The sequence below is a fragment of the Sphingomonas crocodyli genome, assembly GCF_004005865.1.
GTDB classification, from domain to species: Bacteria; Pseudomonadota; Alphaproteobacteria; order Sphingomonadales; family Sphingomonadaceae; genus Rhizorhabdus; species Rhizorhabdus crocodyli.
On the sequence record NZ_SACN01000007.1, the window covers coordinates 1 to 26,437 of the forward strand.

22 protein-coding genes and 1 pseudogene are annotated in these 26,437 nt (G+C 66.1%); 8 read left to right on the plus strand and 15 right to left on the minus strand.

Annotated features, from left to right (window positions below):
• Positions 1–355: 355 nt before the first annotated feature.
• On the minus strand, positions 356–1,528 hold the full coding sequence (locus EOD43_RS23355; protein WP_127746847.1) for a polysaccharide biosynthesis/export family protein: 1,173 nt from the start codon (positions 1,526–1,528) through the stop codon (positions 356–358).
• 225 nt (positions 1,529–1,753) lie between these two features.
• Between EOD43_RS23355 and EOD43_RS24275 the strand changes: the two are divergent.
• Together EOD43_RS24275 and EOD43_RS24115 are read left to right on the plus strand one after the other, a co-directional pair.
• Positions 1,754–2,353, plus strand: a pseudogene (locus EOD43_RS24275) (UDP-N-acetylglucosamine 2-epimerase); the annotation flags it as partial.
• A 22-nt stretch (positions 2,354–2,375) separates the two neighbouring features.
• The gene (locus EOD43_RS24115; protein WP_276318219.1) at positions 2,376–2,858 is read left to right on the plus strand and encodes a UDP-N-acetylglucosamine 2-epimerase; all 483 of its coding nucleotides are present in this window, start codon (positions 2,376–2,378) and stop codon (positions 2,856–2,858) included.
• Positions 2,859–2,862: 4 nt separating this feature from the next.
• Here EOD43_RS24115 and mdoH read toward each other — a convergent pair whose 3' ends face one another.
• The 4 genes from mdoH to EOD43_RS23380 all read right to left on the minus strand — a co-directional run bounded on the left by mdoH (position 2,863) and on the right by EOD43_RS23380 (position 7,700).
• Entirely contained in the window at positions 2,863–4,737 is a 1,875-nt protein-coding gene (gene mdoH, locus EOD43_RS23365) for a glucans biosynthesis glucosyltransferase MdoH (RefSeq protein ID WP_127746848.1), read from the minus strand.
• 140 nt (positions 4,738–4,877) lie between these two features.
• Positions 4,878–6,398: an OpgD/OpgG family glucan biosynthesis protein gene (locus EOD43_RS23370; protein WP_127746849.1), complete on the minus strand. Its 1,521-nt coding sequence runs from the start codon at positions 6,396–6,398 to the stop codon at positions 4,878–4,880.
• 106 nt (positions 6,399–6,504) lie between these two features.
• Entirely contained in the window at positions 6,505–7,347 is an 843-nt protein-coding gene (locus tag EOD43_RS23375; RefSeq protein WP_127746850.1) for an OmpA family protein, read from the minus strand.
• Positions 7,348–7,358: 11 nt separating this feature from the next.
• Complete coding sequence (locus tag EOD43_RS23380; RefSeq protein WP_127746851.1) at positions 7,359–7,700, minus strand: hypothetical protein; 342 nt, start codon at positions 7,698–7,700, stop codon at positions 7,359–7,361.
• A gap of 123 nt (positions 7,701–7,823) precedes the next feature.
• On the opposite strand from EOD43_RS23380, the gene EOD43_RS23385 reads away from it, so the two are divergent.
• The 3 genes from EOD43_RS23385 (at position 7,824) to EOD43_RS23395 (ending at position 10,451) form a co-directional block, all read left to right on the plus strand.
• Positions 7,824–8,777: a retroviral-like aspartic protease family protein gene (locus EOD43_RS23385; protein ID WP_127746852.1), complete on the plus strand. Its 954-nt coding sequence runs from the start codon at positions 7,824–7,826 to the stop codon at positions 8,775–8,777.
• 34 nt (positions 8,778–8,811) lie between these two features.
• The gene (locus EOD43_RS23390; protein WP_127746853.1) at positions 8,812–9,342 is read left to right on the plus strand and encodes a peroxiredoxin; all 531 of its coding nucleotides are present in this window, start codon (positions 8,812–8,814) and stop codon (positions 9,340–9,342) included.
• 83 nt (positions 9,343–9,425) lie between these two features.
• The gene (locus EOD43_RS23395) at positions 9,426–10,451 is read left to right on the plus strand and encodes an LLM class flavin-dependent oxidoreductase (RefSeq protein ID WP_127746854.1); all 1,026 of its coding nucleotides are present in this window, start codon (positions 9,426–9,428) and stop codon (positions 10,449–10,451) included.
• Here EOD43_RS23395 and EOD43_RS23400 read toward each other — a convergent pair.
• Both EOD43_RS23400 and EOD43_RS23405 read right to left on the minus strand, forming a co-directional pair.
• Positions 10,448–11,662, minus strand: a complete 1,215-nt coding sequence (locus tag EOD43_RS23400) for a spinster family MFS transporter (RefSeq protein ID WP_240653488.1) — start codon at positions 11,660–11,662, stop codon at positions 10,448–10,450. The genes EOD43_RS23395 and EOD43_RS23400 overlap by 4 nt on opposite strands.
• Positions 11,663–11,763: 101 nt before the next feature.
• Positions 11,764–14,091: a TonB-dependent receptor gene (locus tag EOD43_RS23405; protein ID WP_127746856.1), complete on the minus strand. Its 2,328-nt coding sequence runs from the start codon at positions 14,089–14,091 to the stop codon at positions 11,764–11,766.
• Between the two features lie 113 nt (positions 14,092–14,204).
• Here EOD43_RS23405 and EOD43_RS23410 point away from each other — a divergent pair, with 113 nt between their 5' ends.
• The gene (locus EOD43_RS23410) at positions 14,205–14,867 is read left to right on the plus strand and encodes a TetR/AcrR family transcriptional regulator (RefSeq protein WP_240653489.1); all 663 of its coding nucleotides are present in this window, start codon (positions 14,205–14,207) and stop codon (positions 14,865–14,867) included.
• Positions 14,864–15,721 carry an alpha/beta fold hydrolase gene (locus EOD43_RS23415; RefSeq protein WP_127746858.1) on the plus strand — a complete coding sequence of 286 codons (858 nt, stop codon included), beginning with the start codon at positions 14,864–14,866 and terminating at the stop codon, positions 15,719–15,721. Before EOD43_RS23410 ends, EOD43_RS23415 begins: the two co-directional genes overlap by 4 nt.
• Before the next feature lie 5 nt (positions 15,722–15,726).
• On the opposite strand, the gene EOD43_RS23420 is transcribed toward EOD43_RS23415, so the two are convergent.
• From EOD43_RS23420 to EOD43_RS23455, 8 genes are all read right to left on the minus strand, one after another.
• Positions 15,727–16,656, minus strand: coding sequence for a C13 family peptidase (locus tag EOD43_RS23420; protein WP_127746859.1), 930 nt, complete (start codon positions 16,654–16,656; stop codon positions 15,727–15,729).
• Positions 16,657–16,727: 71 nt separating this feature from the next.
• Complete coding sequence (locus EOD43_RS23425; protein WP_127746860.1) at positions 16,728–19,226, minus strand: TonB-dependent receptor plug domain-containing protein; 2,499 nt, start codon at positions 19,224–19,226, stop codon at positions 16,728–16,730.
• A 200-nt stretch (positions 19,227–19,426) separates the two neighbouring features.
• Positions 19,427–20,380, minus strand: coding sequence for an ABC transporter substrate-binding protein (locus tag EOD43_RS23430; RefSeq protein ID WP_127746861.1), 954 nt, complete (start codon positions 20,378–20,380; stop codon positions 19,427–19,429).
• Entirely contained in the window at positions 20,377–21,471 is a 1,095-nt protein-coding gene (locus tag EOD43_RS23435; protein WP_127746862.1) for an LLM class flavin-dependent oxidoreductase, read from the minus strand. Before EOD43_RS23435 ends, EOD43_RS23430 begins: the two co-directional genes overlap by 4 nt.
• Positions 21,472–21,492: 21 nt before the next feature.
• Positions 21,493–22,722, minus strand: a complete 1,230-nt coding sequence (locus EOD43_RS23440; protein ID WP_127746863.1) for a rhodanese-like domain-containing protein — start codon at positions 22,720–22,722, stop codon at positions 21,493–21,495.
• Entirely contained in the window at positions 22,719–23,312 is a 594-nt protein-coding gene (locus tag EOD43_RS23445) for a cysteine dioxygenase family protein (protein WP_127746864.1), read from the minus strand. Before EOD43_RS23445 ends, EOD43_RS23440 begins: the two co-directional genes overlap by 4 nt.
• Complete coding sequence (locus EOD43_RS23450) at positions 23,309–24,091, minus strand: ABC transporter ATP-binding protein (protein WP_127746865.1); 783 nt, start codon at positions 24,089–24,091, stop codon at positions 23,309–23,311. Before EOD43_RS23450 ends, EOD43_RS23445 begins: the two co-directional genes overlap by 4 nt.
• A gap of 1 nt (position 24,092) precedes the next feature.
• Entirely contained in the window at positions 24,093–24,878 is a 786-nt protein-coding gene (locus EOD43_RS23455; protein ID WP_127746866.1) for an ABC transporter permease, read from the minus strand.
• 198 nt (positions 24,879–25,076) lie between these two features.
• On the opposite strand from EOD43_RS23455, the gene EOD43_RS23460 reads away from it, so the two are divergent.
• Positions 25,077–25,913 (plus strand): LysR substrate-binding domain-containing protein, encoded by an 837-nt coding sequence (locus EOD43_RS23460; RefSeq protein ID WP_127746867.1) that lies wholly within the window; start codon positions 25,077–25,079, stop codon positions 25,911–25,913.
• The last annotated feature ends 524 nt before the right edge of the window (positions 25,914–26,437 follow it).

Below are 26,437 nucleotides of genomic sequence, written 5' to 3' on the forward strand. Positions count from 1 at the left end.
TGTGTAAGCAGGACAATATGGAACGGCATTAAGTTTACCGACTAACCGTGGCCTCAACGCCCACAGCAGCCGGCCAACCGCCGTCCACACGTCCCTTCATCAATCCAACAATGTCAAAGAACCGAAACGCCACCTAACCGCCCCGAACCTTGGATCCGGAGGAGATCGTTTCTAACGATCCGATTAGGAGGCGCGGAAGCGAACCGGGAAAACCAACTCACCGCCGCCGGTGAAGGGGCTTCTATGCTCGACCCTGAGTCGGGTCAAGCAATTTTATGACAACCCGATTTCATTTTTTTGGGAAGCCCGAAAACCGGGGGTTTTGGCGGGGTGCGACGGCACCCCGCCATTCGAATCAGTTCCGAATCTGGTCGCTCACGACCACTGCCGTCAGCACCGGAGCAAAGAGCTGGTTGATGATGCTGACGAATTTGGTGACAGGGCCAGACGCAGCATTCGCGATATAAATCAGATCCTTGTCACGCATTGGGAATGCCTGCGCGATCAGATAGGATTCGGGCCGCATCAGATCGAGCCGGTAGATGATCGGCTTGCCGGCCGCGACCGCCGCCGCATCATAGCGGAAGAGGAACACCGCACTCGGATCCGCCTGCGCGTCGTTCGGACCACCGACACGGGCCAGTGCTTCGGCAAGCGAAACGCTCGGCGCTTCGAACGGCACCTGCGACACTCGCTGGCTGGCGCCGAACACGCTGTAACTGCGCGGCTCCTTGACCAGTTCCACGCGATCGCCCGGCTGAAGCAGGAGATCATCGGAACTGCTCGGCCGAATATCCCCGAGTCGCATAGCGACGGTTTGACCGGCGCGGGTGAGCCGCACGGTCGTATCATCGCTGGCGATTCTGGCACCGCCGGACACCGCGAGGGTATCAAGAATATGTTCGCGCGCAGCAGTAAGTTGCTGCCTACCGGGACGAGCTACATCGCCGAACAAGTACACGCTGTTCGCCGGACTAGAGACAATCGTTACCAGCGCCTGTGGATTTTGCGACTTACCAGCAAAAGCCTGCTCAATCATGCGCTGAACGTCGTAAGCGGTGCTACCCGCAACCTGCAGCCTGCCAGCATAAGGCAAGCGAATCGTGCCATCGCTGGCCACTGTAAGTGGCCCGAAACGCCGCGCAGTAGCAGCGCCGCTCTCGACCGCCGGCCCGGCTCCAGCTGCGGTCTCACCCAAACCTGAAGGCGAACCGAACAAGGTCACTCCAACTTCGTAGAGATTGATCTGCAATTCGTCGCCCGGCGCGATGCGATCGACCCTGGCGTCCTGCGCCAGCGGAGCAAAACGTCCCTCGGTGGTCGGGCCGGTCGCACCCGCAAGCTGGCGAAACGCCGTCGCGTCGAGATTGACGATCTGGAAACCGAGCCCACGAGGATCATTCGCCGCGGCCCGGACCTTACCCGCGGTGGGGCCACTGGAGGGAAGGGACGCGCATCCCGAAAGCATGATCGCGAGCGCAAGAGACGTAGCCGGCAAACGCGAACGGCGAAGCAGTTTAGACAGCATGGAAAGCCTTGTGATCAGACCCCGAGGGTGAATTGCGATCGCCGCTTTGCCGCAACTTCGCACGAAAGGAAATATCGGCTGTGATCACTTCATGGTCCACATCGGGGGGCGGACTTGCGAAAGCGCTCAATTGATCGATAATTTCGGTTCCGTGTTGGGGGGCGGAAACGGATGCGCAAGCCGGTGATCCTGTGCGTGGTCGGCACGCGGCCGGAAGCGATCAAGATGGCGCCGGTGGTGCTGGCCCTGCGCGCCCGTGGCGATCTTTCGACGATGATCGTTTCCACCGGGCAACATCGCGATCTCGTCGCACCACAACTCGCGCATTTCGGCCTGACCGCCGATATCGATCTGGGGATTGCCACTGATGGCCACACGCTCGGGGCTCAACTCGGCCGACTGATCCAGGCGCTCGATGCCTGCCTTGGCACGACCCTGCCTGATCTCGTGATCGGCCAAGGCGACACATTGTCGGCCTACGCCGCGGCATTGTCTGCTTTCTACCGCCAGATCCCGTTCGCCCATGTCGAAGCCGGCCTGCGCACCGGCCGCCTCGACAGCCCGTTTCCCGAGGAAATGCACCGGCAGGCGATCGCGATCGCGACCCGACTGCATTTCGCGCCCACAAGATCGGCCGCGCAGCGACTAGCGGCCGAAGGCATCGCACAGGATTGCATCCTGACCACCGGCAACAGCGTAATCGATGCCCTGCTCCACATTTCAGAACGGCTCGAACCCAAGCCACATGCCCGCCCGTCGATCCTGTTCACGCTCCATCGCCGCGAAAGTATCGACCGAGCCGATCAGATCTTTTCGGCACTCGGCCGGATTGCACGGAGCCGGCCCGATGTGGACATCGTCTATCCGGTCCATCCGCCGGCCCGATGTGGACATCGTCTATCCGGTCCATCCCAATCCCGCCTTTCACGATCGCGCTCACCGTCAGTTGGGGCGGATCGCCAATATCCGGCTGACTGCGCCTTTCGATTATCCCGATCTGATCGCGGCGATGGCGGCGTCGCTGCTCGTCGTCACCGACAGCGGCGGCATTCAGGAGGAGGCGCCCGCGCTGGGCAGGCCGGTGCTGGTGTTGCGCGAGGTCAGCGAAAGGATGGAGGCCGTCGAAAGCGGCGCGGCACTGCTGATCGGCACCGGCGGCGATCGAATAGCGAGCGAGACACTGCGCCTGATCGATTGCGCCGCCAGTCGCGCACGCATGGTCGTGGGCGGATCACCTTATGGCGACGGGCGGGCCAGCACGCGGATCGCATCCGCCTGCGCGCGCTATCTGGGCGTCGCGCCCGACCTGATCGTCGACGAGTTCGGCTGACCGATCAGGCGGCCGCGGGTTGCAACGTGAGCGCGGCTTCGTCCTCCGGCGGCTGATCGAAGCGGATCGAGTCGGCCGGCGACAACAATATGCCACGCCGCACGAGCCAGTCGCCGACCGACGCACGCGAACTGAGCCAGGCCGTGGCGGGCGCGAGCAGCAGGCCCAGCGCGACCGGCAGCGTCCAGATCGACCCGTCGACGCCGGCGGCGATCCCGCCCATCAGCAGCGCGCCCAACGCCAGATGCCAGCGATAATAACGCAGCGCCTCCCCGAACAGCAGCCCTTCGGTCTCGCGCCGCTGGGGGGACCAGCCGCTGTGCCGCCCGCGCAGGATGCTGACGATCGCCATCGTCTGGGTCAGCATGGTGACCGGCGCGGTCACGATCGAGATCAGGATTTCGACCGCGACGCCGCGCAGCACCTTGCGCCAGCCGCCCAGACTCTTGAGCAGAGCATCGTCGAGGCTGAGCGCCGCCAGCGCCACCACCTTCGGCCCGAACAGGAAGATCAGCGTCAGCGTCAGCAGCCAACCCGACGAGATCAGCAGGAAGCCGTCGAAATCGGCGCGCACCTGTTCGAATATTCCCGCAAAGATCAGCAGCAGCCAGAGCGGCGAGGTGAGATAGGCCGATGCGCCCATCACCAGTTGCAGCCGGCTGATCCAGTGCAGGCCGCGCGTGTGCAGCAGCCGCAGATGCTGGAGATTGCCCTGGCACCAGCGCCGATCGCGGATCGCATGATCGATCATCGTCGGCGGATATTCTTCATAGGTGCCGTCGGACAGCATCACCAGATGCACCGCCCAGCCGCGCCGCCGCAGCAAGGCGGCCTCGACCATGTCGTGGCTCATGATATGGCCGCCCAGCAGCACATCTTCGTCGAGCGCGGGCAGGCCGCAGCTTTCGGCGAAGGCGCGGCAGCGCACGATCGCATTGTGGCCCCAGAAGGTCGCCTCTGTCCCCGACCACCAGCGCAGTCCCGCCGATCCGACCGGGCCGTAGAGCGCCGCCGCAAACTGGTGCCAGCGCGCGAACATCGTGCGACCGTTGAGCAAGGCTGGCACCGTCTGGATCAGGCCGATGCCCGGCCGTGCCTCCATCGCGGTGGCGAGACGCACCATCGCCGCGCCGCTCATCAGGCTGTCGGCGTCGAGCACGATCATATGATCGTAGCCGCCACCGAAGCGCCGCACCCAATCGCCGATATTGCCGGGCTTGCGCGCGGTGTTGAGCTTGCGGCGGCGATAATAGACGGCGGACGCGCTTTCGGCGCGCAGCTGCCGGAAGGCGGGATGTTCGCGCGCCAGCGCCTCTTCGGCCGAATCGCTCAGGATGAAGAAGTCGAACCGGTCGGCGGCGCCGATCGCGGCGATCGATTCCGACATCAGACGGAGACGACGGAAAACCGCCTGCACATCCTCATTATAGATCGGCATCAAGACGGCGGTGCGTGTGGTAGGCAGCGACAGTTTCATCGCCGGCCCCGGCACCATCGGCCCGCGCGCCAGCATCACGAAGAAACCCGCCACCGCGTTCAGAAAGCCGAAGGCGATCCACGCGAACAGGCCGAAGAACAACAGGAAGAAACCCGCGTCGATAAGGTCGACCCCGTCCGACTGGAGCGGGGTGAACATTTCCTGCGCCGCCAGCAGGCCGCACAGGAAACTGCCGATGATCAGGAAGGCGCGGCGCAGAACCAGCGAACGCAGCGGCTGTTCCTGATCCACCTGCACGGTCGGCAGCGCGCCGAAATCCTGGATCGGCATTTCGATCGGGGTTTCGGGCGGCAGATCGGCATGGGTGGTGGGGCCGGGATCGATGCTGACATCGGTGCCGAACGGGGCGTCATCGGCCTCGTTTTTGTTCACTTCGTTCATCCGCGCGTCATGCATGCAAAACTTCGGTCGCCCCTGGGCCGCGGAAAATCCAGCAAAAAGGTGTCAATGCGCGCCCAGACGCCCCAACAGACGGGCCTGCCGTCTGTTCCGTTCGCCAGGCGATCAACAAAAGCGGCCGATCAGTAAAATTGCTGGATCAGCGTTTCCGTGATGGCCCGATCGCCGATCTCCAGCGTCGCGCGCAGGTTCACCGGCTGCTTCTCCATCGATCGATCGACGATCAGCCGCCAGCGGTTCGTGGTGCCGACCACCGGATAGGCATCGGCCGAAATCACCTTGCCGCGATCGACGCCGACCACCGCGCGGACGCCCGAATTGCGATCGAGGCCCTTGAGCGACGCACCTTCGAAATCGACCACCAGCCGCTGAGCATTGGGGATCGGATCATGGCCCGGCCGCCCGGCGATGCCCGTCCAGCGATCGACGACGCGCGCGAGCGGATCGGCATCGGGCTCGCCCCCGATCCAGCGCAGCCGATAGTCGAAGGTCAGCGATGTGCCCGCCTTCACCGGCGCCGAAGGGCTCCAGAAGGCGACGATATTGTCGTCGACCTCGCGCTGCGTCGGGATTTCGTAGAGCGAGACGGCGCCCGCGCCCCAATCGCCCTTCGGTTCGACCCACAGGCTCGGCCGCTTGTGATAGAAGACGCCGTCATCCTGATAATGATCGAAGTCGCGATCGCGCTGGAGCAGGCCGAAGCCGCGCGGGTTTTCGTCCGAGAAACTGTTGATCGTCGCGCGCGGCGGATTGCCCAGCGGGCGGCAGAGGCGCTCGCCCGCGCCGTTATGCACCACCAGACAATCCGAATCGTGGATTTCGGGGCGCCAGTCGATCGCCTGCGGGCGATTGCCCTCGTCATACCAGAACATGCTGGTCAGCGGGGCGATGCCCAGCCGCTCGACATCCTTGCGGAAGAAGAGTTCGCAGCTGACGTCCTGCACGACACCCTTGGGCCGCTGGTCGCGATTGACGAAGCGATAGGCGCCGACGACGCTCGGCCCTTCGAGCAGGGCATAGATGGTGATCGATCCGGGCGCCTCGCGCGCGACCCAGAAGGATGTGAACTGCGGAAACTCTTCGCGCCCGTCGATCCCCGTGTCGATCGCCAGCCCGCGCGCCGACAGGCCATATTGGTCGAGCGCACCCGCCGACCGGAAATAGGAGGCGCCGAGGAAAGCGAGCCAGTCGCCCACCCCGCCCTTGTTGATCAGGCGCAGCCCCGCAACGCCGTCGAGCGGCTTGGGCGCCGGCCCCTCGCCGGGGACGATTTCGAACAAGGCGCCTTCATGTTCGACGTGGCGCGCCATGCCCTTGGTGACGACGAACAGTTCGACCGGCGAATTGGCATAGCGCGACAGCGGGAACAGCCGCATGCCATAGCCATCATCGGCCCCGATCGTCCGATCGGCGCGATACTGGATCCGGTTGACCGCGTCATAATCGATCGCCTGCGCGGCGGGCACCGGTTTGGGCAGCGGGCGCGGCTTGCCGGTCGCGAGCGACTTCGCATGGCCTTGCAACCATTCCCACGAAAAGGGCTGGCCCTTGGCCAGTGACGGGGTTGCCGCCCCTGCGCGCGCCGCCAGCGCCCAGGCAAGCGTGGTACCGATGAGCCCAAGGCTCTGTCGCCGATCGATCATGCCTTCCCCATTTCAGATCGTTTCGTTGCCGTCCAGACGTGCGAACGCCGCCCGGCCCTGTCGGGTCGGACGGCGTCGCGTTTATGCGTCGGTTCGGCGCAGCGGATCAGCGCAGCGCCGCGAAGCTGGCGGCCTGCTGCCCCACCAGCGTCACTTCGACGCGGCGATTCTGCTGGCGGCCTGCCGCATTCATATTGTCCGCGACCGGCGTGGATTCGCCGTGGCCGACGGCGGTGACGCGATCGGGCGCGACACCCATGCCGCCCAGCGCGGTCCGCACGGCGGCGGCGCGGTTTTCCGACAGGGTCTGGTTATAGGCGTCCGAACCCTGGCTGTCGGTATGGCCGTCGATCCGAACCTTCACGTTCGGATTGGCCTGCAGATAGGCGGCCAGCGGACGAAGCCGTTCGGCAGCGCCGGGCTTCAGATCGGCCTTGCCGGTCTGGAACACGACATCCTGCAGAACCAGCGTCGCACCCAACTGGGTCTGCTGGAGCTGATAGTCGCGCATCGCCTGCTTGACGCGATCGGCTTCGGCACGCGCCGCCTGGGCATCGGCCTGGGCGGCAGCCGCATTGGCCTGCGCATTCTGAAGCTGGGCATCGTTCCGCGCCTTGGCATCGGCCTGCGCGGTATCGAGATCCTTCTTGGCCATCGCGACGCGAGCGCGGGTGCGCGCGGTTTCGAGCAAAGTGTCGATCTCACCCGCCACCGCCTCGGCCTGGCCGGCCTTGTCGTTGTCGAGCTTCTTGTCGAGCGCGGCGATCCGATCGCGCGCCTTGGCGATCTCGGCCGATCCGAACTCGGCCACGCCGGGTTCGGCGGCGGCCACCGCGATCTTCTCACGATACTGGTCGGTCACCAGCTTGTCGGTCTTGTCGGCGAGCGCCGGCACCGCCATCGCGGCGAGCGCGGTCGCGCCCACCAGGCGGATCATCATCCGGTTCATAGTATCTCTCCTCAGCGGGTAGCCAGCTTGTCGCGCTCGCCTTCGATCGTGCGAAGCTCGGCGGTCGACGACGCGAGGTCGGCGAGGGCATCGGCCTGACGCGCCTGCGCCAGTGCCGCACGGTCCTTGCCCTTCTTGAACTGGACCATCGCCTCATCGAGCGCGGTGCGCGCGCGGGCCTGGATATCGGCCGCCTGCCCACCGACGCCTGCCTTTTCGCCGGCATCGATCTTGGCGCGCGCAGCCGCAATCGCGACGCGCGCTTCATCTTCATCCCCCGCCCACGCGGTCGCCGGCATCACCGCCGCCGCCAGGCTCGCCGCGGCGAGCCCCATCGTCACAATCCTGCGCATTTTGTGAACTCCTTCGTGTCAGGACGGCGATCAAAACCCGCCGATCCATCGGGGGTTCCCCTGCTTGTAGAGAAACGACGCGAGGCGTAGTCTGCGTTCATCTAAGAGAAAGGGAGAGGGTCAATGTCGACGTGGGGACGACTGGGCCTGATACTTGCGGCGGGCGTGGGTCTTTCGGCTTCGGCCCCGCCCGAAACTTTGTCCGAACAGGTGCAGGGCGCCCATGACCTGAGCCAGCGCATGACGGTGCCCGTCACCGTCGCAGGCGCAGGCCCCTACCCCTTCGTCGTCGATACCGCCGCCGAACGCACCGTCATCTCGCGCGAACTCGCCAACCGCCTCGCGCTCGATGCTGGCGGCCCCCAAAAGGTGCTGAGCATCAGCGGGCTCGCCATCGTCGACACGGCCGTCGTGCCCACGCTCCGCCTTGCGAGCAGCAATAATGGGCTGACCGGCCTGCGCGCGCCGCTGATGTCCGAAACCCATCTGGGCGCCGCCGGACTGCTGGGCATCGACAGCCTGCGCACCAAGCGGGTCGTGATGGATTTCAAGGCGATGCGGATGACGATCGCCGACGCCGCCCGCCCGCCCAAGCCGGAAAGCGACGAGATCGTCGTCACCGCGCGGCGCAAGCTGGGCCAGCTGATCATGGTCGACGCGATGGCGGACGGGCAGCGTATCGCCGTGGTGATCGACACCGGCTCCGCCGTGACCGTCGGCAATCCGGCGCTGCGCGCGCAACTCAAGAAGCGCGGCCGCCTCGGCCCCCTCACCCCGATCAACATCATCAGCGTGACGGGCGGCACCACCGTTGCCGACTATGGCGCGATCGCGAAAGCGCGGATCGGCAATGTCACGATCGATACGATGCCGGTCGCCTTCGCCGACGCGCAGATCTTCCACCGCCTCGGTCTGTCGAAGAAGCCCGCGATGCTGCTGGGCATGGATGTGTTGCGCGGCTTCGATCGGGTGTCGGTCGATTATGCCAACAAGACGGTGCGCTTCCTGCTGCCCGGCGACGCGCTGCAGACGCCCGCGCCGATGCTGGCAGTGGCCAAGCCGACCCGCGCAGGCTAGCCTCCCTTCAAGCATTCGCCCCGAAAGGATTCCCATGAAGCGTCTGTTGCTCCTCGCCTGCGCAGCCCCCCTGCTCGCCAGCCCCGCCACCGCCGCATTGCCCGTCGGCGCGAAGGCGCCCGCGATTACGACCACGGCGGCGATCGCCGGCAAGTCGTTCAACTTCTCGCTGGCCGACGCGCTCAAGAAGGGGCCGGTCGTCCTCTATTTCTTCCCCGCCGCCTTCACATCGGGCTGCACCGTCGAGGCGCATGAGTTCGCCGAGGCGACCGACGACTTCAAGAAGATGGGCGCGACCGTGATCGGCCTGACCGCAGGCAATGCCGATCGCATCGCCGAATTCTCTACGGCCGAATGCCGCGACAAATTTGCGGTCGGCCTCGCCACGCCCGCGACGATCAAGGGCTATGATGTCGGCCTCGCGCTCAAGCCGGGCTGGAGCGACCGCACCTCCTACGTCATCGCGCCCGACGGCAAGATCGTCTTCGTCCATTCGGCGATGAGCCCCGCCGGCCACGTCAAAGGCACGATGGACGCGGTGAAGGCGTGGAAGGCCAAGCATTGAGCTTTCGCGGACTCAGCTTTGCTGAACCTGCCTAAAGAAAGCCCATCATTGGATCGCGGAAGCGGGCGCCTACATCTTAAAGCATGACGAGCGCCCCCTTCCGCCTTTCCGTCCTCGATCAGTCGCCGGTGCCGGAGGGGTTTACCGCCGCCGATGCCGTGAAGAACACGATCGACCTTGCCCGCACCGTCGATGCGCTGGGCTATGATCGCTATTGGATGGCCGAGCATCATGCGTCGGCAGGGTTGGCCGGATCGGCGCCCGAGGCGCTGATCGGCCCCGTCGCCCTCGCTACGAAACGGATCCGCGTGGGTTCGGGCGGGATCATGCTGCCGCATTATTCGCCCTTCAAGGTTGCGGAGACCTTCCGTCTGCTGGGCGCCATCGCCCCCGGCCGGATCGATCTGGGCATCGGCCGCGCGCCGGGCACCGATCAGCGGACCGCCTATGCGCTCCAGCGCGATCGCAGCCGCCGCATCGCCAGCCACGACTTTCCCGAGCACCTGACCGAACTGCTCGCTTATCTGTCGGACAGCCTGCCCGCCGACCATGTCTTTTCCACCCTCGCCCGATCGCTGCCCGACGGCACCGCCGGATCGCCCGATCCGTGGCTGCTCGGCTCATCGCCCGACAGCGCGCGCTGGGCAGGCGAGATGGGGCTGCCTTATTGCATCGCCGACTTCATCAACCCCGAGGCCGTCCCCCTCGCCCACCTCTATCGACAGCATTTCCAGCCGTCGCGCTGGGCGGACAAGCCGCACCTGATGGTGTCGAGCTTCGCGATCGCCGCCGATACGCGCGAAGAGGCCGAACGTCAGGCGCTGCCCGCCGCGATGATGTTCGCGCACATGATGCGCGGCGAACTGATCAAGATTCCGTCGGTCGAGCGCGCGGTCGAATGGGCGATCCACAACCCCAATCCGCTGCAGGCCGGCAATCGCCGCCGCATCATGGGCAGCCCGTCCGAAGTCCGCCCGATGATCGAGGAGGTCGCGGCCCTCTACGGCGCGCAGGAGGTGATGTTGGTCAACATCATGTCCGACCACGAAGCCCGCAAGCACAGCTACAAGCTGATCGCCGAAGCCTTCGACCTGACGCCGGTGCTTTAGTCGATCCAGTCGTCCTTCAGCGCGCGGCCGCCCAGCCCGAGCAGGATCGCCGAGAGCAGATAGAAGCCCAGCGACCCGACGATCGCCATGCGCAACGCCTCGCTGCCATATTGCGGCGTCAGCGCGTCGGACAGGCGCCCGATGAACAGCGCGCCGAAGCCGACCCCGATCAGATTGTTGATCAGCAGGAACGACGCCGAAGCGGTCGCGCGTGCCATTGCGGGCACGAGATGCTGGACGGCGGTGATCACCGGGGCGAGCCAGATATAGGCCAGCGCCTGTGGGATCAGGAACAGCACGAACGCGGCCGTGACCGACGATGACATCACACCGGCGATGAACAGGGGCGTCGCGATCGTGAAGCCGACGGCGGGCACCCAGGCGAAGGCGCCCTTGTTGCTCCTGCCCAGCCAGTCGCCGAGCCAGCCGCCTGCCAACACGCCGACCACGCCGGCCGTGAGCAGCAGCCCGCCGAAAAATTGCGACGTGCCGACCAGATCGAGCCCGAAGGATCGCAGCATCAGCGACGGCAGCCAGAAGGCGAGGCCATAGCCCATCATCGAACAGGAGGCCGCGCCGAAGGAGAGCAGCCAGAAGCTGCGCTTGCCCGCCAGGATCCGCATCACCGCGCCGAAGGGCAGCGCGGGCGCAGCCGCCGTCACCGTCCGCTTCGGCTCGCGCGCGCACAGGCGGAAGATCGGCGCGAAGGCGAGGCCCGCCAGTCCGACGGCGAGGAAGGCGGTGCGCCAGTCGACCGTTGCCGCAATATAGCCGCCCGCAAGGACGCCGAGCGCCGAACCCAGCGGAATGCCGAGCGAATAGATCGACAGCGCCCGCGCCCTTTGTTCGGGCGGAAAGGCGTCGCCGATCATCGCATAGGATGGCGCGACCCCGCCCGCCTCACCGATGCCGACACCCACCCGGTAGAGGAAGATCTGCCCGAAGCTGGTCGCGACCCCGCACAACGCCGTGAACCCGCTCCAGATCGCGAGCGACAAGGTGATCACCCAGCTGCGGCTCCAGCGATCGGCGAGGAAGGCGATCGGCACCGCAAGCGTCGAATAGAGGATCGCGAAAGCCAGCCCGCCGAGGAGGCCGAGCTGGGTATCGCTGAGCGCCAGCGACTCCTTGATCGGCCCGGCCAGGATGCCGAGAATCTGCCGATCGACGAAGTTGAAGGTGTAGGCGACCAGCAGCAGCCCGAGGAGCACGATGCGCCCGTTGGGGGTGGCCGGCGCTATGGGAGCAGCGCCGGCCGGGGGAGAGTCGCCCAAGGGAGATTCTGGTGCGGGAGTGGTCGCCATGTCCGGCCTCAGAACTTGAAGCCGACCGTCGCGAACACCTGACGCGGATTGCCGTAATAGGCGGTCAGCACGCCTTCGCGGCCCAGCGTCGGGACGAGCGCGCCGCCCGTCGTCCGGGTGAAGGCGCCGGTATCGGGGTTCTGGGCGAGGAAGTTGTAGCCCGACACGATATATTGCTTGTCGAGCAGGTTCCGGCCGTGGAGGCCGAAGGTCCAGCGATCATTTTCGGTCGTATAGACGATGCTCGCATCCCACAGGGCATAGCCCTTCTGATCGAGGCCGGGCGTGCGCAGTTCGAACTGCTGCGTGCGGCTGCGATAGGAGACGGTGGTGTTCAGATCGATCGCGCCCGAGCCCATCGGCGCATGATAGCTCAACGTGCCGCTCGCGGTCCATTTCGGCGTGTTCTGGAAGGCGCGGCGATTGGCGACGTCGATGCCGCGGCTGTCGATGAAGCGCTTATACTTCGCGTCGATATAGCCCATCGTCCACGCGAGGTTGACCCGATCCGCACTGGTCAGCAGGTCGCGTGCGGCCAGGAAATTGCCTTCATATTCGATGCCCTGAATGCGCGCGCGGCCGGCATTGGTGGTGACGCCGATGAAGGTCTGCTGCCCGTTGATCGTGGTGCCGACCGATCCGGGCACCTGCACGTCCTTGTAGCTGGCGGTGAACGCCGCGAGCGCGATGTTCAGGCGGCGATCGAACAGGCTGGCCTTGTAGCCTGCTTCATAGCTGTCGACCGTTTCCGGATCGAAGGACAGGAAGTCGAAGATTTCCTGCCCGCTGCGAACGCCGTCGCCATTGCTGTCGGGCGCCGCGCTCGATTGGCCGCGCGGATCGAAGCCGCCGCCCTTGAAGCCCTTCGAATAGCTTGCGTAGAGCGTGTGATCCGGGGTCGGCTTGAAGCTGACCGAGGCGCGCGGCGTGAACTTCTTGAAGGTCTGCTGTCCCCGGAAGTCCGACGTGGTCGCGAACAACGTGCCGGCGCCTGCGAAGAAGGGCGATCCGCCGCCCAGGAACGTCTGGCGCAGCACCTGCGAGCGGCGCTCGTCCCAGGTGTAGCGACCACCGGCCGACACCGAGAACATCTCGTTAAAGTCGTAGGTGAAGTCGCCGAAGATCGCGCGCGTATCGGTATCGACATTGCCGAAGGTCAGCGCGGTCACGCCGCCGGGCAGGCGCACGTCGAACACCGTGCGCGCCGAGGCATCGAGATAGTAGAAGCCCAGCAGGCCGTTCAGCCCGCCGCTCGACACCAGCAGCTGCACTTCCTGCGACAGCTGCTTGTTATTGTAATAAGCGGGCACGTCGACATCGACGGCGGCAAGCGAGTCGAAGTCGATCGGGGTCGCGCTGTCATCCTTGCGATAGGCGCTGATGCTGCGGACGGTCAGCCAGTCGGCGGGCTTCACCTCGCCGAAGAACGAAACGCCCCACGCCTTCACATCCTGCTTCGGGCTGACGAGCCCGGCCTGCGTGTCATAGACGTCGCTGAGGATCGGCGTGCCCGAGAACAGGCCCGGAATCAGGCGGTGGCCACCGCGCGGGTTGCTCTTATCCCGGGTATAGTCGCCGGTCAGGCGGAAGAAGGCGTCGCTCGACGGCTCGATCTGCAGCGTGCCGCGACCGGCCCAGATATCCTTGTTATAATTTTCCTGGCCGGTGGTCAGGTTCTTGCCGAAGCCGTCGCGCGTTAGCCGTGCGACCGCGCCGCCCACTTTCACCGTGCCGTCGCCGATCGGCACGCTGCCGCTCACCACGCCGTCGGCCTGGTTGTAGCTGCCATAGGTCGCGCGCGCCGACAGCGTCGGATCGTCGCCCAGCCGCTTGGTGACATATTTGACCGCGCCGCCGATCGTGTTGCGGCCGTAGAGCGTGCCCTGCGGCCCGCGCAGCACCTCGATCCGCTCCACGTCGTAGATGTCGAGGACGGCGGCCTGCGGACGGTTCAGATAGACGTCGTCGAGATAGAGGCCGACGCCCGCCTCGAAACCGGCGACCGGATCCTGCTGGCCAACGCCGCGGATGAAAGCGGTCAGCGTCGAATTGGTGCCGCGCGACACTTCCAGCGTGACGTTCGGCGTGGTGTTCGAAATGTCGGTGACGTCGATCGCACCCGATTTGGCCAGCGCCGCGCCCGAATAGGCCGTGACGGCGATCGGCACGTCCTTGAGCGTTTCTTCGCGGCGGCGCGCGGTGACGACGATGTCGACGCCGTCATCGGCATTGGTCGCGGCCGGCGCGGCATCCTGCGCCCACAATGGCGCGGCAGGAGCGGCCAGGCTGGCGCCCAGCGCGAGAATGACGTGACGCGAGACGAGATTCGCCTTCATATTCCTCTCCTGTTTCATGTGCGCCGTGAGCCGGACTTGCACTTTGTTGAGACTGGACATACTGAAACCTGAACCGGGTTTCAAATTGAAAAATGCCCGGAGGGGATGTGCGCGTGTCAAAGGCGAAATCGGACAAGGCTGAGGCGCAGGCTGTAGCTGCGACGCGGGGCGACAAGACCCCGCGATCGGCACGCGGACGCAAGACGCTGCGCGCTTTGCTCGACGCGGCGAGCGAAGAGTTTGGCGAGAACGGATTTCACGAAGGCGCGATCAGCCGGATCACCGCGCGCGCCGGCGTCGCGATCGGCAGCTTCTACACCTATTTCGACAGCAAGGAGGAGATCTTCACGGCTTTGGTCCGCGATCTCAGCCAGCAGGTCCGCGACTACGTCACCCCGCGCGTCGTGGGGCAGCCCGATCCGATCAGCGCCGAACGCGCGGCGCAGGCCGCCTTCCTCGAGTTCGCGCAGCTTCACAAGGAACTTTATCGCGTCATTGATGAGGCCGAGTTCGTCGATCCCGCCAGCTATCGCCAGCATTATCAGAGCACCGCGACCCGCATGGCCGGCCGCCTCGAAGCCGCGCGCGCGGCGGGCGACGTCAGCGACGGCACCTCCGAAATCCGCGCCTGGGCGATCATGGGCATGAACGTGTTCCTGGGGCTGCGTTATGGCGTGTGGGGCGGCGACGTTCCGATCGACGAAGTCGCGCGCGTCGCGGGCGATCTGATCGCGCACGGCCTTGCGCCGCGCGACGATGAGGGGGCGGACACATGATCGCGCCGGCGCATCGCTGGTGGCAATCGCGCGAGGGGCTGCGGCTCCATGCTTATGATTATGCCGCCGCCGATGGCGATGCGCGCCTGCCCGTCATCTGCCTGCACGGCCTGACCCGCAATGGCCGCGATTTCGGCGAGCTCGCGCCGTGGGTGGCGGCACGCGGGCGGCGCACATTGGCGATCGACGTGCGCGGCCGCGGCCTTTCCGATCGCGATCCGGCCGCAACCTATCAAATCCCCTTCTATGTCGATGATGTCGCCACGCTGCTCGACGGGCTCGGTATCGCGAAGGCGGTGTTCGTCGGCACATCGATGGGTGGTCTCATCACGATGGCCACGGCCGCGATCCGCCCCGATCTGATCGCATCGGCGGTCATCAACGATGTAGGCCCCGAACTGGCGGTGGAAGGGCTGACGCGCATCGCATCCTATGTCGGGCAGGCATCGCCGATAACCAGCTGGGCCGACGCCGCCGATCATCTTCGCCGACAGAATGAGCATGCGCTGCCCCATTATGCCCGCGCCGATTGGGACGCGATGGCGCGGCGCATGTTCCGCGAGCAGGACGGCGCGATCACGGCCGATTATGATCCGGCGATCGCCAAGGGCTTTGCCGGCGGCGCGCCCGATGTCGATCCGTGGACCTTCTGGAATCTGTTGGCCAAGGATCGCCCGGTCCTGTTGCTGCGCGGCGCGCTGTCGGATCTGCTGGCCGAAGACGTCGCCGCGCGGATGACGGCCACCGCCCCCACGATCCGCTTTGCCGCGATACCCGATGTCGGCCATGCGCCGATGCTCGACGAACCCGCCGCGCTGGCGGCGATCGGCGCCTTCCTGCAGGACATGCCCTGACGCGATCAGTGGTTGGCGGCGATCGCCAGGTCGATCGATTCGATTGAGGGGCGGCCGACGGGCGCCCCGGCCTCTTTCGGCATTCGCGCCTCGATCGGGCGCAGCCAGGACGCCGCCTGCGCGCCGATCGCGATCTGCGGGTTCGACGGGATCAATTTGCCCTTCGCTTCCCAGCTTCCCACCAGCCCCTTCGCCTCCCCGAAGGCGGTGGCGAGCGGCTGATTCTTGCGCAGCGCGTGGTTGATCAGGGCGTCGCCGAAGAAGGTCCAGTCATTATCCGACGCGCAGCCGAAGGAGGTGCGATCGGCTGCCGCCGCCGTGATCACCGCGCCTTCGGGCGTCGACAGGCTCGGCACGAACAGCCCCGAAAAGCACGCGCTGATGATCACCAGCCGATTGCGCAGTCGGCCGTGGCGCAGGACATAATCGAGCCATGTCGGCGGCAACGTCGCCAGAAACTCGCCCTGCTCGCGATAGGCGAGCCCGGCCGGGGTGCCGTGTGCGGTAATGTAGAGGATCAGCGCATCCTCTTGGCGGTCCATCACCGCCGCGACCCGATTGATCGCGGTCTCCAGCGTTTCGAGACTGCCGCGCGGCAAGGCTTCGATCGTCCGGCCATCGCCGCCTGCGAGCAGCAACGTCCGCCCATCGGCGCCATAGCGTCGCGCGAGCACCCGTGCCGCCTCCCGTGCCTCGCGCCCGAACACCGGATCGCTGTCGAGCGCCGCGACGACGACATAGGCATCGGCGATGCCCGGCCGCTGCGGCGCCAGCCTGTCCGCCGCCGCGGCAAGGCGGCGGCGATCCATGTCGGTGATGCCGATCGACGGCGCCCGCTGCACCATCGGGCCGAAGCTCATCTGATCCGGCAAGGCAGGGGACGCGAGCACAAGGCCCGCGCCCAGAAGTATCAGCCTTGCCAGCCGTGCGATCATCCGATGGTTGCCCCCAACCCGAATCCTGCCGGACAGAGGTTGGCGCAAGCCGCGCCGCTTTTAAAGGGGTGTCAGATGCGCACCGTCACCCGCCCATAATAGAAGCCGCCGCTCAGGCCGAAGGGCGCGAAGTTTCCGTAAGCGCCCGATCCATCCGCCGCGATCAGGCCTTCGCGCTGCGGATAGACGTCGAACAAATTGTTCGCGCCCGCCGACAGCGTGACATGATCGCTGACGTCATAACCGACATCGAGATCGGTAACCCATTTCGCGCCGAACTGCCGATCGCCGCTCGCGACATTGCTCGATTCGATATAGCTGCCGTATCGCGTGAGCCGCCCCAGCGCGTGCCACCGGCCCGAGGTCCAGTTGCTCGACAGCACCGTCTTGGTACGCGGGGTCGCGACCACCAGATCGCGCTGCGCCTGCCGCCCGAACAGGGTGACGTTGAGCGAGGCGAGCTGCGCCGGATTGGCGATCACGTCGGTGATCTTCGTCTTGTTGTAGCTGAACGCCGCGCTCAGCCGGAAATCGCCGAGGCTGGCGGTGCGCAGAACATACTCGCCGACCACGTCGATGCCGCGCGTCCGCGTATCGAGCGCGTTGGTGAAGAATTGCGCGCTATCGACATTGGCGACTCCGTTCGCGCGCAGGATCGCCGCCACCGCGCTGCCGCCATTGGCCGACGTGCCGAGGAATTCGGTCTTCACGATCCGATCGTCGACGTCGATCTGATAGGCGTCGACCGTCAGCCGCGCAGGGCCGCGTTCGAAGGTGAAGCCCAAAGTATAGTTGAGCGACTTCTCCGGCTTGAGCGGCTTTGCGCCCAGCGCGAGCGCCGCGACGCTGTTCACCGGCAGGAACTTCGCGGTGGTCGACGTTCGCGTCGTGCCGATCACCGTCGTGGTGTTCTGCGTGGTCGAAAAGCCGGTCTGCGCAAGCGACGGCGCACGGAAGCCGGTGTTGACGCCGCCGCGGATCGCGAGGCCCGGCGCGATCTCCAGCCGGGTCGAAATCTTGCCCGACACGGTATCGCCCGCGCTGTCGTCATAATGTTCGAAACGGCCGGCGATCCCAACGAACCACGCCTTCGTCACGTTGGTCGATAGATCGACATAAGCAGCGTAATTGTTGCGCGTGAGGCTGTTCGCGTCGGCTGGCGACGTGCCGGTGAACGAGACGAGGCCCGGCGACGGCGCCCGCCCGCCATAAGCGGTGCCGAACGCGGTGCCATCGCGCGGGATCACATAGCCGCCGTCGCGATAGCTGTCCGGCTCGCCTGCCTTGTTCTGGAACTTCTCCCAGCGATGCTCGACGCCCACGGCGAGTTCGAGCGGCTCGGCAAAGCCAATGTCGAACTCGCGGCTCAGATCGGCATTGTTGACCCACAGGGTCTGGATCTGGCGCCCCATGAAGAAACTGGTCTTGCTCGACGGGCCGATCGAAGGATTGAGCGTGCCTTGTGCGCCCAGCTTCACATTGTCGCGGCCATAGCTGGTCGACAGATCATAGGCCCAGCTGCCCAGATCGCCCTTCACGCCCAGCGCGCTCTGATAATCCCATTCCCAGATTCGCCGCCGCGCCTGGAAGCCCGACGGGTAGATTTGCGGCAGCGAGTTGAAACCCTGCACATTCGCCTGCCCGCCAAAGCCGGTCGGCGAGGGGAAGTAGGAACCGCGCTTGTCGTCGATATTGCGGTAGCTGAGCGTCGAGAAGCTGTAGAGCGTCGCCTCGCCCAGCGGCAGTTCGGCGTTGAGCGACGAATTGACGATCTTGTCGCGGTTCGATCGACCGTATCCGCCCGCGATCAGATGATCGACCGATCCTTCGCGCGGATCGGGCTGTCCGTTCACCAGCGGGAAGATCAGCGGCACCGGCTCGGCCGAGCTGTCGGCGCGATCATGATATTTGGCCTCGATCGCCGCACGCACGAAGCCCCCGTCGCCCAACGGGGTGCCATAGCTGATCTGCTGCTGAAGCAGCTTGCCGCCCTTTTCATAAAGCTGCCCGGCGGTGCTCGAAAACTCGCCGCCCGACGGAGCATTATCGAGGATGATGTTGATCACGCCCGAAATCGCGTCCGACCCATATTGCGCGGCGGCGCCATCGCGCAGCACCTCGATCCGCCCGACCGCGTTGGTCGGGATCAGATCGATATCGACCGGGGTGGAGCCGCCCGACACGCGCGAGAGATTGTTGATCAGGCTGGTCGTATGCCGGCGCTTGCCGTTGACGAGGACGAGCAGATAGTCGCCCGAAAGCCCGCGGATCGAGATCGGCCGCACGCTGGCCGACGTGCCGCCGCCGCCCAGCGCGGGCATCGTCAGCGACGGGATGATGTTGCCCAGCACCTCCTTCAGCCCGACGCGGCCGGTCGCTTTCAGTTCGACCGGGCTGATCACGTCGATCGGCACCGGGCTGTCGGCGACGGTGCGGGCGTTGCGGCTGCGCGATCCGGTGACGACGATCGTGCCGGCATCCGCATCGTCGGCGACGGGCGCAGCATCCTGCGCGAATGCGGGCGCAGCAATGGCGGCGAGCGCGACGCCCGCAAGAGTGATGGTCTTCATATGCGTTCCCCAAAATCGATCTGCGATGGATGCAGGCCGCCCCTCCTCCGAAGCTCTGCTTCGGCGGCCTGGTCCGTTGTTGTGGTTGGTGGTCGCCTGCCCCCTCTCGTCATCCCGGCGGAGGCCGGGATCTCAGGAGGCTCTTGCGGCCAGCTTGGCGTGTAATGCTCGCTGAGATCCCGGCCTCCGCCGGGATGACGCTATCGAGATGCCACCTTCTCCGCGTTGAAACTGGTGTCGAACCCGTCGGCGAGCTTGCGCTTGCCCTCGATCGCGCCGGCATTCCTGAAATCGTCGAGCACGCGCTGCTGATCGGCGATGATCTCGGCATCGATCGGCACCGACTGGCGGCCATTCTTCGCGCCATAATCGCGCGCGATCTCGATCGGCAGGCCGGTTTCCTTCGCCATTACCGCCGCGAATTCCTCATTATGCGCGCGCTTCCATTCGAGCGCCTTCGCCTCGCGCCGCAGGAAGTCGGCGAGCAGATCATGCTTGGTCTTCGCCGACTCCACATTGGCGACGTCGAAGCCATATCCGCGCACGAAATCATGCCCGTCGACGATCGTGCGCGCACCCTCGCGGATCGCCGCCGACGTATAGGGCGCCCAGCTCGACCAGGCGTCGATCGCCCCGGAAGCGAACGCCGCCTTGGCGTCGCCGGGCGACAGGAAACTGATCTTCACATAATCCGCCGGCAGATTGGCCGCCGCCAGCGCACGGATGATCAGATAGTGGCCGACCGATCCGCGCCCCGTCGCCACCGTCTTGCCCTTCAGGTCGGCGAGCGTGCGGATCTTCGATGTCGCGGGCACCAGTAGCGCCAGCGCGCCGGTCGGCCGTTCCTTCACATATTGCGCGCCGATCGCCTTCACCCGCCCGCCCGATTGATAGGCGAACATGAAGGGCGCATCGCCGACCAGCCCGACATCGACGGCACCGCTGCCGATCGCCTCCAGCAGATGCTGCGCAGCCGGAAATTCGGACCATTCGACGCGGTAGGGCGCGCCTTCCAGCACGCCGCTCGCCACCATAACGGCCTTGGTGCCGCCGCGCTGGCTGCCGACGTGCAGGACCGGCTCGTCCCCCTCCCCGCCCCGGCCGCAACCGGCCAGAGCGAGGATGAAACCGAACGCGAGAAGAAGACGCTTCACGCAACCGCCTTCCGCGCCTGCCGCTCCTCATCGCGGCGCGCGACACGCTCGCGCACCAGCGGCAGCAGCTCGCGCCCGTACTGGATCGCATCGCCCAGCGGATCGAAGCCGCGGATCAGGAAGTGATCGATGCCCAGATCGTAATAATCGAGGAAGGCGTCGGCGACCTGCTCGGGCGTACCGACGAGGCCCGTCGAATTGCCCTGCGCGCCCGCGACGGCGGCGAGGCCGGTCCACAGCCGCGTGTCGGCACGATAGCCGGCAGCGGCCGTCTTGAGCAGACGCTGCGCGCCCGCATGCGGCGGGGCGTGGCCTTCGGTCTGGAGACCCGCCTTGCTGCGGATCTCGCGCACGATCTCGACGATCTCATCGGCGCGCTTCCATGCGGCTTCCTCGGTATCGGCGATGATCGGGCGCAGCGACAGCGAGAAGCCGGGATTGCGACCATAACGCGCGGCCGACGCCCGGATCGCGGACACGCTTTCGCGCACCAGCTCCTGCGTCTCACCCCACAGTGCATAGACATCGGCGTGGCGGCCGGCGACGTCGATCGCCTCGGGCGAGGAGCCGCCGAAGAAGACCGGCAGGTTCTGCGGCTTCACCGCCGCATAGCCGCCGCGAATACGATAGAAGTCGCCGTCATGGTCGAACGGCTTCTCCGCCGTCCATTCCTGACGCAGCACCTTCAGATATTCGTCGGTGCGGGCGTAACGCTGCGCCTTGTTCGAAACGTCGCCGTCCTTGGCCATCTCCTCATCGGCGCCGCCGGTGATGATGTGGACCGCGACGCGCCCGCCCGACAGCTGATCGAGCGTCGCCAACTGGCGCGCAGCCACCGTCGGCTGGGTGAAGCCGGGCCGGTGCGCGATCAGGAAACCGAGCTTCGTCGTGATCGCGGCGGCGTGCGCGGCGACGATCTGGCTTTCGGGGCTGTTCGATCCGAAGGGGATCAGGACGCGATCGAACCCGCCCTCCTCCTGCGCCTTCGCTGCCGCCTCGACATAATCCTTGTCGAGCGGACGAAGCTGGCGCGGGCCGTGCAGCTCGCTCTCATTGTTGAAGCCGATATAGCCGATGAACTTGACGGTCATGGACAGTCTCCTGTTGCGATTTCAGATGACGAAGAAGCCGTGGGTGCCGTCGCGCGCGAGCTGATCGACCAGGCCATATTCCCAATCGAGATAGGCCTGCATCGCGGCGGCTGGATTGTCGGTGCCCTCATAGGGGCGGCGGTAGCGCCCCTCTTTCGAGCGGGGCGGGAAGGCGTGGGGATTGCCGGTTTCGCTCAGATCCAGCGGACCGGTGAGGACGAACACCTCCCATCCCAATTGCGCGAGCCAGCTTGCCGTCATGTCGGCCCGCGCACCCCGATCGTCGGACAGGACGATGCGGGCGCCGCGCACCGGCGCGAAATGGTCGGTTTCCTGCACCAGCTGCCCGCCGGGCGCGGAGAGGAAGCCGGGCAGATGGCCGCCCGCATACTCCTCGGGCGTGCGCACATCGAAGCGATAGAGCGTGCGCCGCGTGTCAGCCGCCAGATGCACTAGCTCCGCAGCATCGATCTGCTTCACGCCCGCACGATAGGCGACGTTGCGCGCGCGGTTGCGGGCTTCGGCATCGTCCGCGACGTCGGGAAAGCGCCGGTAGCTGCCATGCGCAAGCGTCTGCCCGGCCAGCGTCCAGCCGATCGTCCCGTTGCGCAGCGCGACCACCCGGTTCGGCAGACCTGCGTTGATCAGCGATTGTGCGCCGATAATGCTGCGCGTCCGCCCTGCACAATTGACGATGATCGTCGTGTCGGGGCTGGGCGCGATTTCGGGTGCGCGCAGCACCAGTTCGGCGCCCGGAACACTGACGCCGCCGGGCAGGCTCATCGTCGCATATTCGTCGAACCGCCGCGCATCGAGGATCGCGATATCGGCCTTCGCGTCGATCAGCGCCTGCACTTCGGGCGCGGGCAGCGACGGCGTACCGCGCCGATGCTCGACCAGTTCGCCGAACGCCTTGGAATAGCTGTTGACGTCCTCGAACAGTTCGTAGCCCGCGTCGCGCCAACCCTGCAGCCCGCCCGCCAGCACGCGCACATCGGTGTAGCCGAGGTCGCGAAACATGCCGGCGGCGACATAAGGCAGATGCTCGCCATCATCGTAGAGGACGATCGTCGCATCCCGGCGCGGGAAGCGGTTCTCCGCCTCCACAAGGATCCGGTCGAGCGGCAGCTGGCTTGCGAACAGGGGATGGCCGGTCGCGAACGCCGCCTCGTCGCGCAGGTCGACAATGGCAATCTCATCACGCGCGATCAGGGCGGCGCGCACCGCCTGCGGGGTGATGCTCGCGGTCATGCGATCAGCGCCGGCAGCGGGGCATAGCCCGACACGAACGGGTTCTTCAGCCCGCTGCGCCCATAGGTGAAGCGATCGACTGCGCCGATATCCGCCCCGTAGATATGAATGCTGATCGAGGTGCGATCATCGTAGGCGTTGGCGACGCGATGAATGTCGCCGATGCGCGGCGAGACCGCGTCGACCGTCCCACGTTCGAGCACCTGGACATCGCCCGCCTTGCGCAGCGCGCCCTCCCCGTCGATCGCGAAGCGTTCGGAAAGCTCCGCGCCGCGCAGCACGCCGATCAGGCCCCACACGCGGTGATCGTGCACCGGCGTCGCCTGCCCCGGCCCCCAGACGAAGCTAACGACCGAGAAGCGCGACCGCGGATCGCGATAGAGCAGATATTGCTGGTAACGCTCCTTCGACGGCGTCGCATAGGCTTCGGGCAGCCAGTCGTCGGTCGCGATCAAATCGGCGAGCAACCGCCCGCCGCGCGCCAGGATCGCACTTTCGACCGGGCGTTCGGACAGCAGATCGTCGAACCCCTCGATCAGATCGTAGAGCCGCGTCAGCGTCGGCTTGGTGATGGGCGCAAGCGCGTTCATTCGGCAGCCTCCGAGAGAAGAGGGGTGCCCGCGACGGCATCGGCATAGGTGCCGCTGTGCGACGTGACCCCCAGATGGTTGAGCAGGCGGCGGCGCAGTTCGCGCACGCTGGCGGTGCGTTGCCCGCGCTCGGCCTCGATCCGCTCCTCGGCGACGATCCGCCCCTTGGCGAGGACGAGCACGCGATCGGCCAGCGCGATCGCCTCATCGACGTCGTGCGTAACGATCAGGACGGCGGGCCGGTGAACCCGCCACAGCTTGAGCACCAGTTCGTGCATCTTGAGCCGGGTCAGCGCGTCGAGCGCAGCAAAAGGTTCGTCGAGCAGCAGCAATTCAGGTTCGCGGACCAGCGCGCGCGCCAATGCGGTGCGCTGCGCCTCGCCGCCCGACAGCGTCAGCGGCCACGCCTCCAGCCGGTGCGACAGGCCGACTTCGGCCAGCGCGGCTTCAGCCCTGTCGCGGACGTCGCGACCCTTCAGGCCCAGTGTCACATTCTTCCACACCCGCTTCCACGGCAGCAGGCGCGCATCCTGAAACACCACGGCGCGCTGCGACGGGATCGTCACGTCCTCGCCATCCGGAGTGTCGAGCCCGGCGAGCGTCCGCAGCAAGGTCGTCTTGCCCGATCCCGAATGGCCGAGCAGCGCGACGAACTCGCCCGGTGCGATGTCGAGATCGAGATCGTCGAGGATCAGATTCTCGCCGAAGCGGCGGCTGTGCCCACGCAGGCGGACGACGGGTTTGGGTTCACCGACATTGGGGAAATAGGCAACGGTCATCTTATGCCTCCACCAGCTTGGGACGCCAGGCGAGCGCGCGATTCTCGATGGCGCGGACGATCAGGTCGGCGCCGAGGCCGAGCAGCGCGTAAACCATCAGGCACACGACGATGATGTCGGTGCGCATGAAGTCGCGGGCATTGTTGATCAGGAAGCCGAGGCCGGCGCTGGCGTTGATCTGTTCGGCGATCACCAGCAGCACGATCGCGATGCTCAGCGCATAACGCAGCCCGACGAGCAGTGACGGCAGCGCACCGGGCAGGATGACGTGCGCGATCAGCTGCCAGCGGTTAAGCCCGAAGCTCAACGCGCCTTCGACCAGCCTTTTGTCGACCCCGCGAATGCCGTTGTAGAGATTGAGATAGACCGGAAAGAGCGTCGCGAAGGCGATCAGCGCGATCTTCGGCGTCTCCCCGATCCCGAACCAGACGATGAACAAGGGCGCGAGCGCGACCACCGGAATCGTGCGCTTGATCTGCATCAGCGGATCGACCAGCGCCTCCCCTTGTCGCGAAAGACCGGCCACGAGGCCCAGCACCATCCCCGCCGCAATCCCGATGCCCAGCCCGACCGCCGCGCGGCCGAAGGAGACGATCAGGTTGGTCGGCAACTCGCCCGACCGGATCATCGCGATCAGGGTCAGCAGCACCTGCGACGGCGCGGTCAGCACATGGTCTGGGATCAGCCCGACGCGCGACGCGCCCTCCCACACGGCAAGGAGCAGGATCGGCGACAGCCAGCGCGAACGCAAAAGCCGCTGCGGCACGGAGGAGGATGGGTTCGTCATGCCCCTTAGGGTTCGACAAATCTCTATCGTTTCAATAGAGTTTAGCTGAGATGACCTATCAGGAAAACTTTATGGTCGCACAAGTCATTGATTTACCGTCGCTAACTTCCCGATTTTCGACGAATCCCAGAAAGACTTTAGCCGTTGAAAGCTCGGCTGCACTCGCCGCTTCCGTACGGGCGGGACAGGAGCGCTGATATGGCCGTGAACCTCCCCACCAACATGCTGCGCAGCTTCGTGGCGATCGTCGACACCGGATCGATGCTCAACGCCACCGAACGCGTCTTCGTGACCCAATCGGCGCTGAGCCTGCAGATCAAGCGGCTCGAGGAACTGGTGCAACAGCCCCTCTTCACCCGCGACGGCCGCCGCCTGGCGCTGACCGCGGCGGGCGATCTGCTGCTCGGCTATGCGCGCCGCGTCCTGGCGCTGCATGACGAGGCGGTGGCCGCCGTCAGCGCGGGCGCCTTTGCCGGGCCGGTGCGAGTCGGGATGGTGCAGGACTTCGCCGATGCGCTGCTCACCGGCCTGCTCGCGCGCTTCGCCGAACTGCATGCGGATGCGCAGATCTATGCGCGCGTCGCGGGCACCGCCGAATTGCAGGAGATGCTCGATCGCAGCCAGCTCGATCTGGCGATCGGCTATGCGGCGGCGGGCGATCCGCGCGCGGTGCGCCAGGCGCCGACCGTCTGGTTCGGCGAGGCCGCCCTCACCGATCAGCACGAACTGCCGCTCGTCGTCCTCGAAAAGCCGTGCCGCTTCCGCGAAGCCGCGACCGCCGCGCTCGACGCTGCCGGCCGGCCGTGGCGCATCGCAGTGGAAACGCCCAACCTGTCGACCTTGCGCGCCGCCGTCGCCGCCGGTCTGGGCATCACCAGCCGCACCGCCTTGTTCCTCCACGACCTCCCCGTGCTCGATGCGGCGCTCCTGCCCCCTTTGCCCGACGTCGCCTGCGTCTTCCTGCGCTCCGACCGCCAAAGCGACGCCGCCCGCCGGCTCGGCGAACTGGCGGAGGAATTGGTCGAGGCGCTTTGACCTACCTCGATCCTCCCTCCTCCCCACTCGTCATTGCGAGGAGCCGCAGGCGACGCGGCAATCCATCTCCAGCGGTCGAGATGGATTGCCGCACAAGAACATTCAAAGAACATACTTGACAGAACGAACCATTTGGGTTAGTCACTCCACCATCCCCTCGCCCGATCAGCCTGGGGATGCAGGACCGGCCCGGAGCAGAGCTCGCTCCGCATCCGGGCCGTGACAGGTCGGCGCGAAGTCATCCGGTTCAGAAGCGGATGCGCATCGCTTCTCGCCGGCATGTGCTGGACGAACCCGCCGGCAGGCGGAGGCGACTTGCGGTTTCGAAGGAAAGACAGGGCCGATCCACTGCGGGCGTCAGAGACCGCATCCCAGGTAGCCCCGACCGGACAGACCCCGCTTCGCCCCCAATCGCCGGGGCCATCCTCTCGAGGGATGGCAGCAGCCAATCGCAGGACCGCATCCCCTGGCCTGGTGACAGCAGGTAAAGCATGTCGGTTCGGTCGGCCCCAGCCATGCCCGCA

What these genes read in the sequence shown, in the direction of transcription:
- EOD43_RS23385 (WP_127746852.1), top strand. Translation starts at nt 7,824, where the DNA reads ATGTCGACGTGGGGACGACTGGGCCTGATACTTGCGGCGGGCGTGGGT.
- EOD43_RS23460 (WP_127746867.1), top strand. Translation starts at nt 25,077, where the DNA reads ATGGCCGTGAACCTCCCCACCAACATGCTGCGCAGCTTCGTGGCGATC.
- EOD43_RS23440 (WP_127746863.1), bottom strand. Translation starts at nt 22,722, where the DNA reads ATGACCGCGAGCATCACCCCGCAGGCGGTGCGCGCCGCCCTGATCGCG.
- mdoH (WP_127746848.1), bottom strand. Translation starts at nt 4,737, where the DNA reads ATGAACGAAGTGAACAAAAACGAGGCCGATGACGCCCCGTTCGGCACC.
- EOD43_RS23445 (WP_127746864.1), bottom strand. Translation starts at nt 23,312, where the DNA reads ATGAACGCGCTTGCGCCCATCACCAAGCCGACGCTGACGCGGCTCTAC.
- EOD43_RS23420 (WP_127746859.1), bottom strand. Translation starts at nt 16,656, where the DNA reads ATGATCGCACGGCTGGCAAGGCTGATACTTCTGGGCGCGGGCCTTGTG.
- EOD43_RS23405 (WP_127746856.1), bottom strand. Translation starts at nt 14,091, where the DNA reads ATGAAGGCGAATCTCGTCTCGCGTCACGTCATTCTCGCGCTGGGCGCC.
- EOD43_RS23370 (WP_127746849.1), bottom strand. Translation starts at nt 6,398, where the DNA reads ATGATCGATCGGCGACAGAGCCTTGGGCTCATCGGTACCACGCTTGCC.
- EOD43_RS23380 (WP_127746851.1), bottom strand. Translation starts at nt 7,700, where the DNA reads ATGCGCAGGATTGTGACGATGGGGCTCGCCGCGGCGAGCCTGGCGGCG.
- EOD43_RS23455 (WP_127746866.1), bottom strand. Translation starts at nt 24,878, where the DNA reads ATGACGAACCCATCCTCCTCCGTGCCGCAGCGGCTTTTGCGTTCGCGC.
- EOD43_RS23435 (WP_127746862.1), bottom strand. Translation starts at nt 21,471, where the DNA reads ATGACCGTCAAGTTCATCGGCTATATCGGCTTCAACAATGAGAGCGAG.
- EOD43_RS23450 (WP_127746865.1), bottom strand. Translation starts at nt 24,091, where the DNA reads ATGACCGTTGCCTATTTCCCCAATGTCGGTGAACCCAAACCCGTCGTC.
- EOD43_RS23395 (WP_127746854.1), top strand. Translation starts at nt 9,426, where the DNA reads ATGACGAGCGCCCCCTTCCGCCTTTCCGTCCTCGATCAGTCGCCGGTG.
- EOD43_RS23415 (WP_127746858.1), top strand. Translation starts at nt 14,864, where the DNA reads ATGATCGCGCCGGCGCATCGCTGGTGGCAATCGCGCGAGGGGCTGCGG.
- EOD43_RS23390 (WP_127746853.1), top strand. Translation starts at nt 8,812, where the DNA reads ATGAAGCGTCTGTTGCTCCTCGCCTGCGCAGCCCCCCTGCTCGCCAGC.
- EOD43_RS23425 (WP_127746860.1), bottom strand. Translation starts at nt 19,226, where the DNA reads ATGAAGACCATCACTCTTGCGGGCGTCGCGCTCGCCGCCATTGCTGCG.
- EOD43_RS23355 (WP_127746847.1), bottom strand. Translation starts at nt 1,528, where the DNA reads ATGCTGTCTAAACTGCTTCGCCGTTCGCGTTTGCCGGCTACGTCTCTT.
- EOD43_RS23375 (WP_127746850.1), bottom strand. Translation starts at nt 7,347, where the DNA reads ATGAACCGGATGATGATCCGCCTGGTGGGCGCGACCGCGCTCGCCGCG.
- EOD43_RS24115 (WP_276318219.1), top strand. Translation starts at nt 2,376, where the DNA reads ATGTGGACATCGTCTATCCGGTCCATCCGCCGGCCCGATGTGGACATC.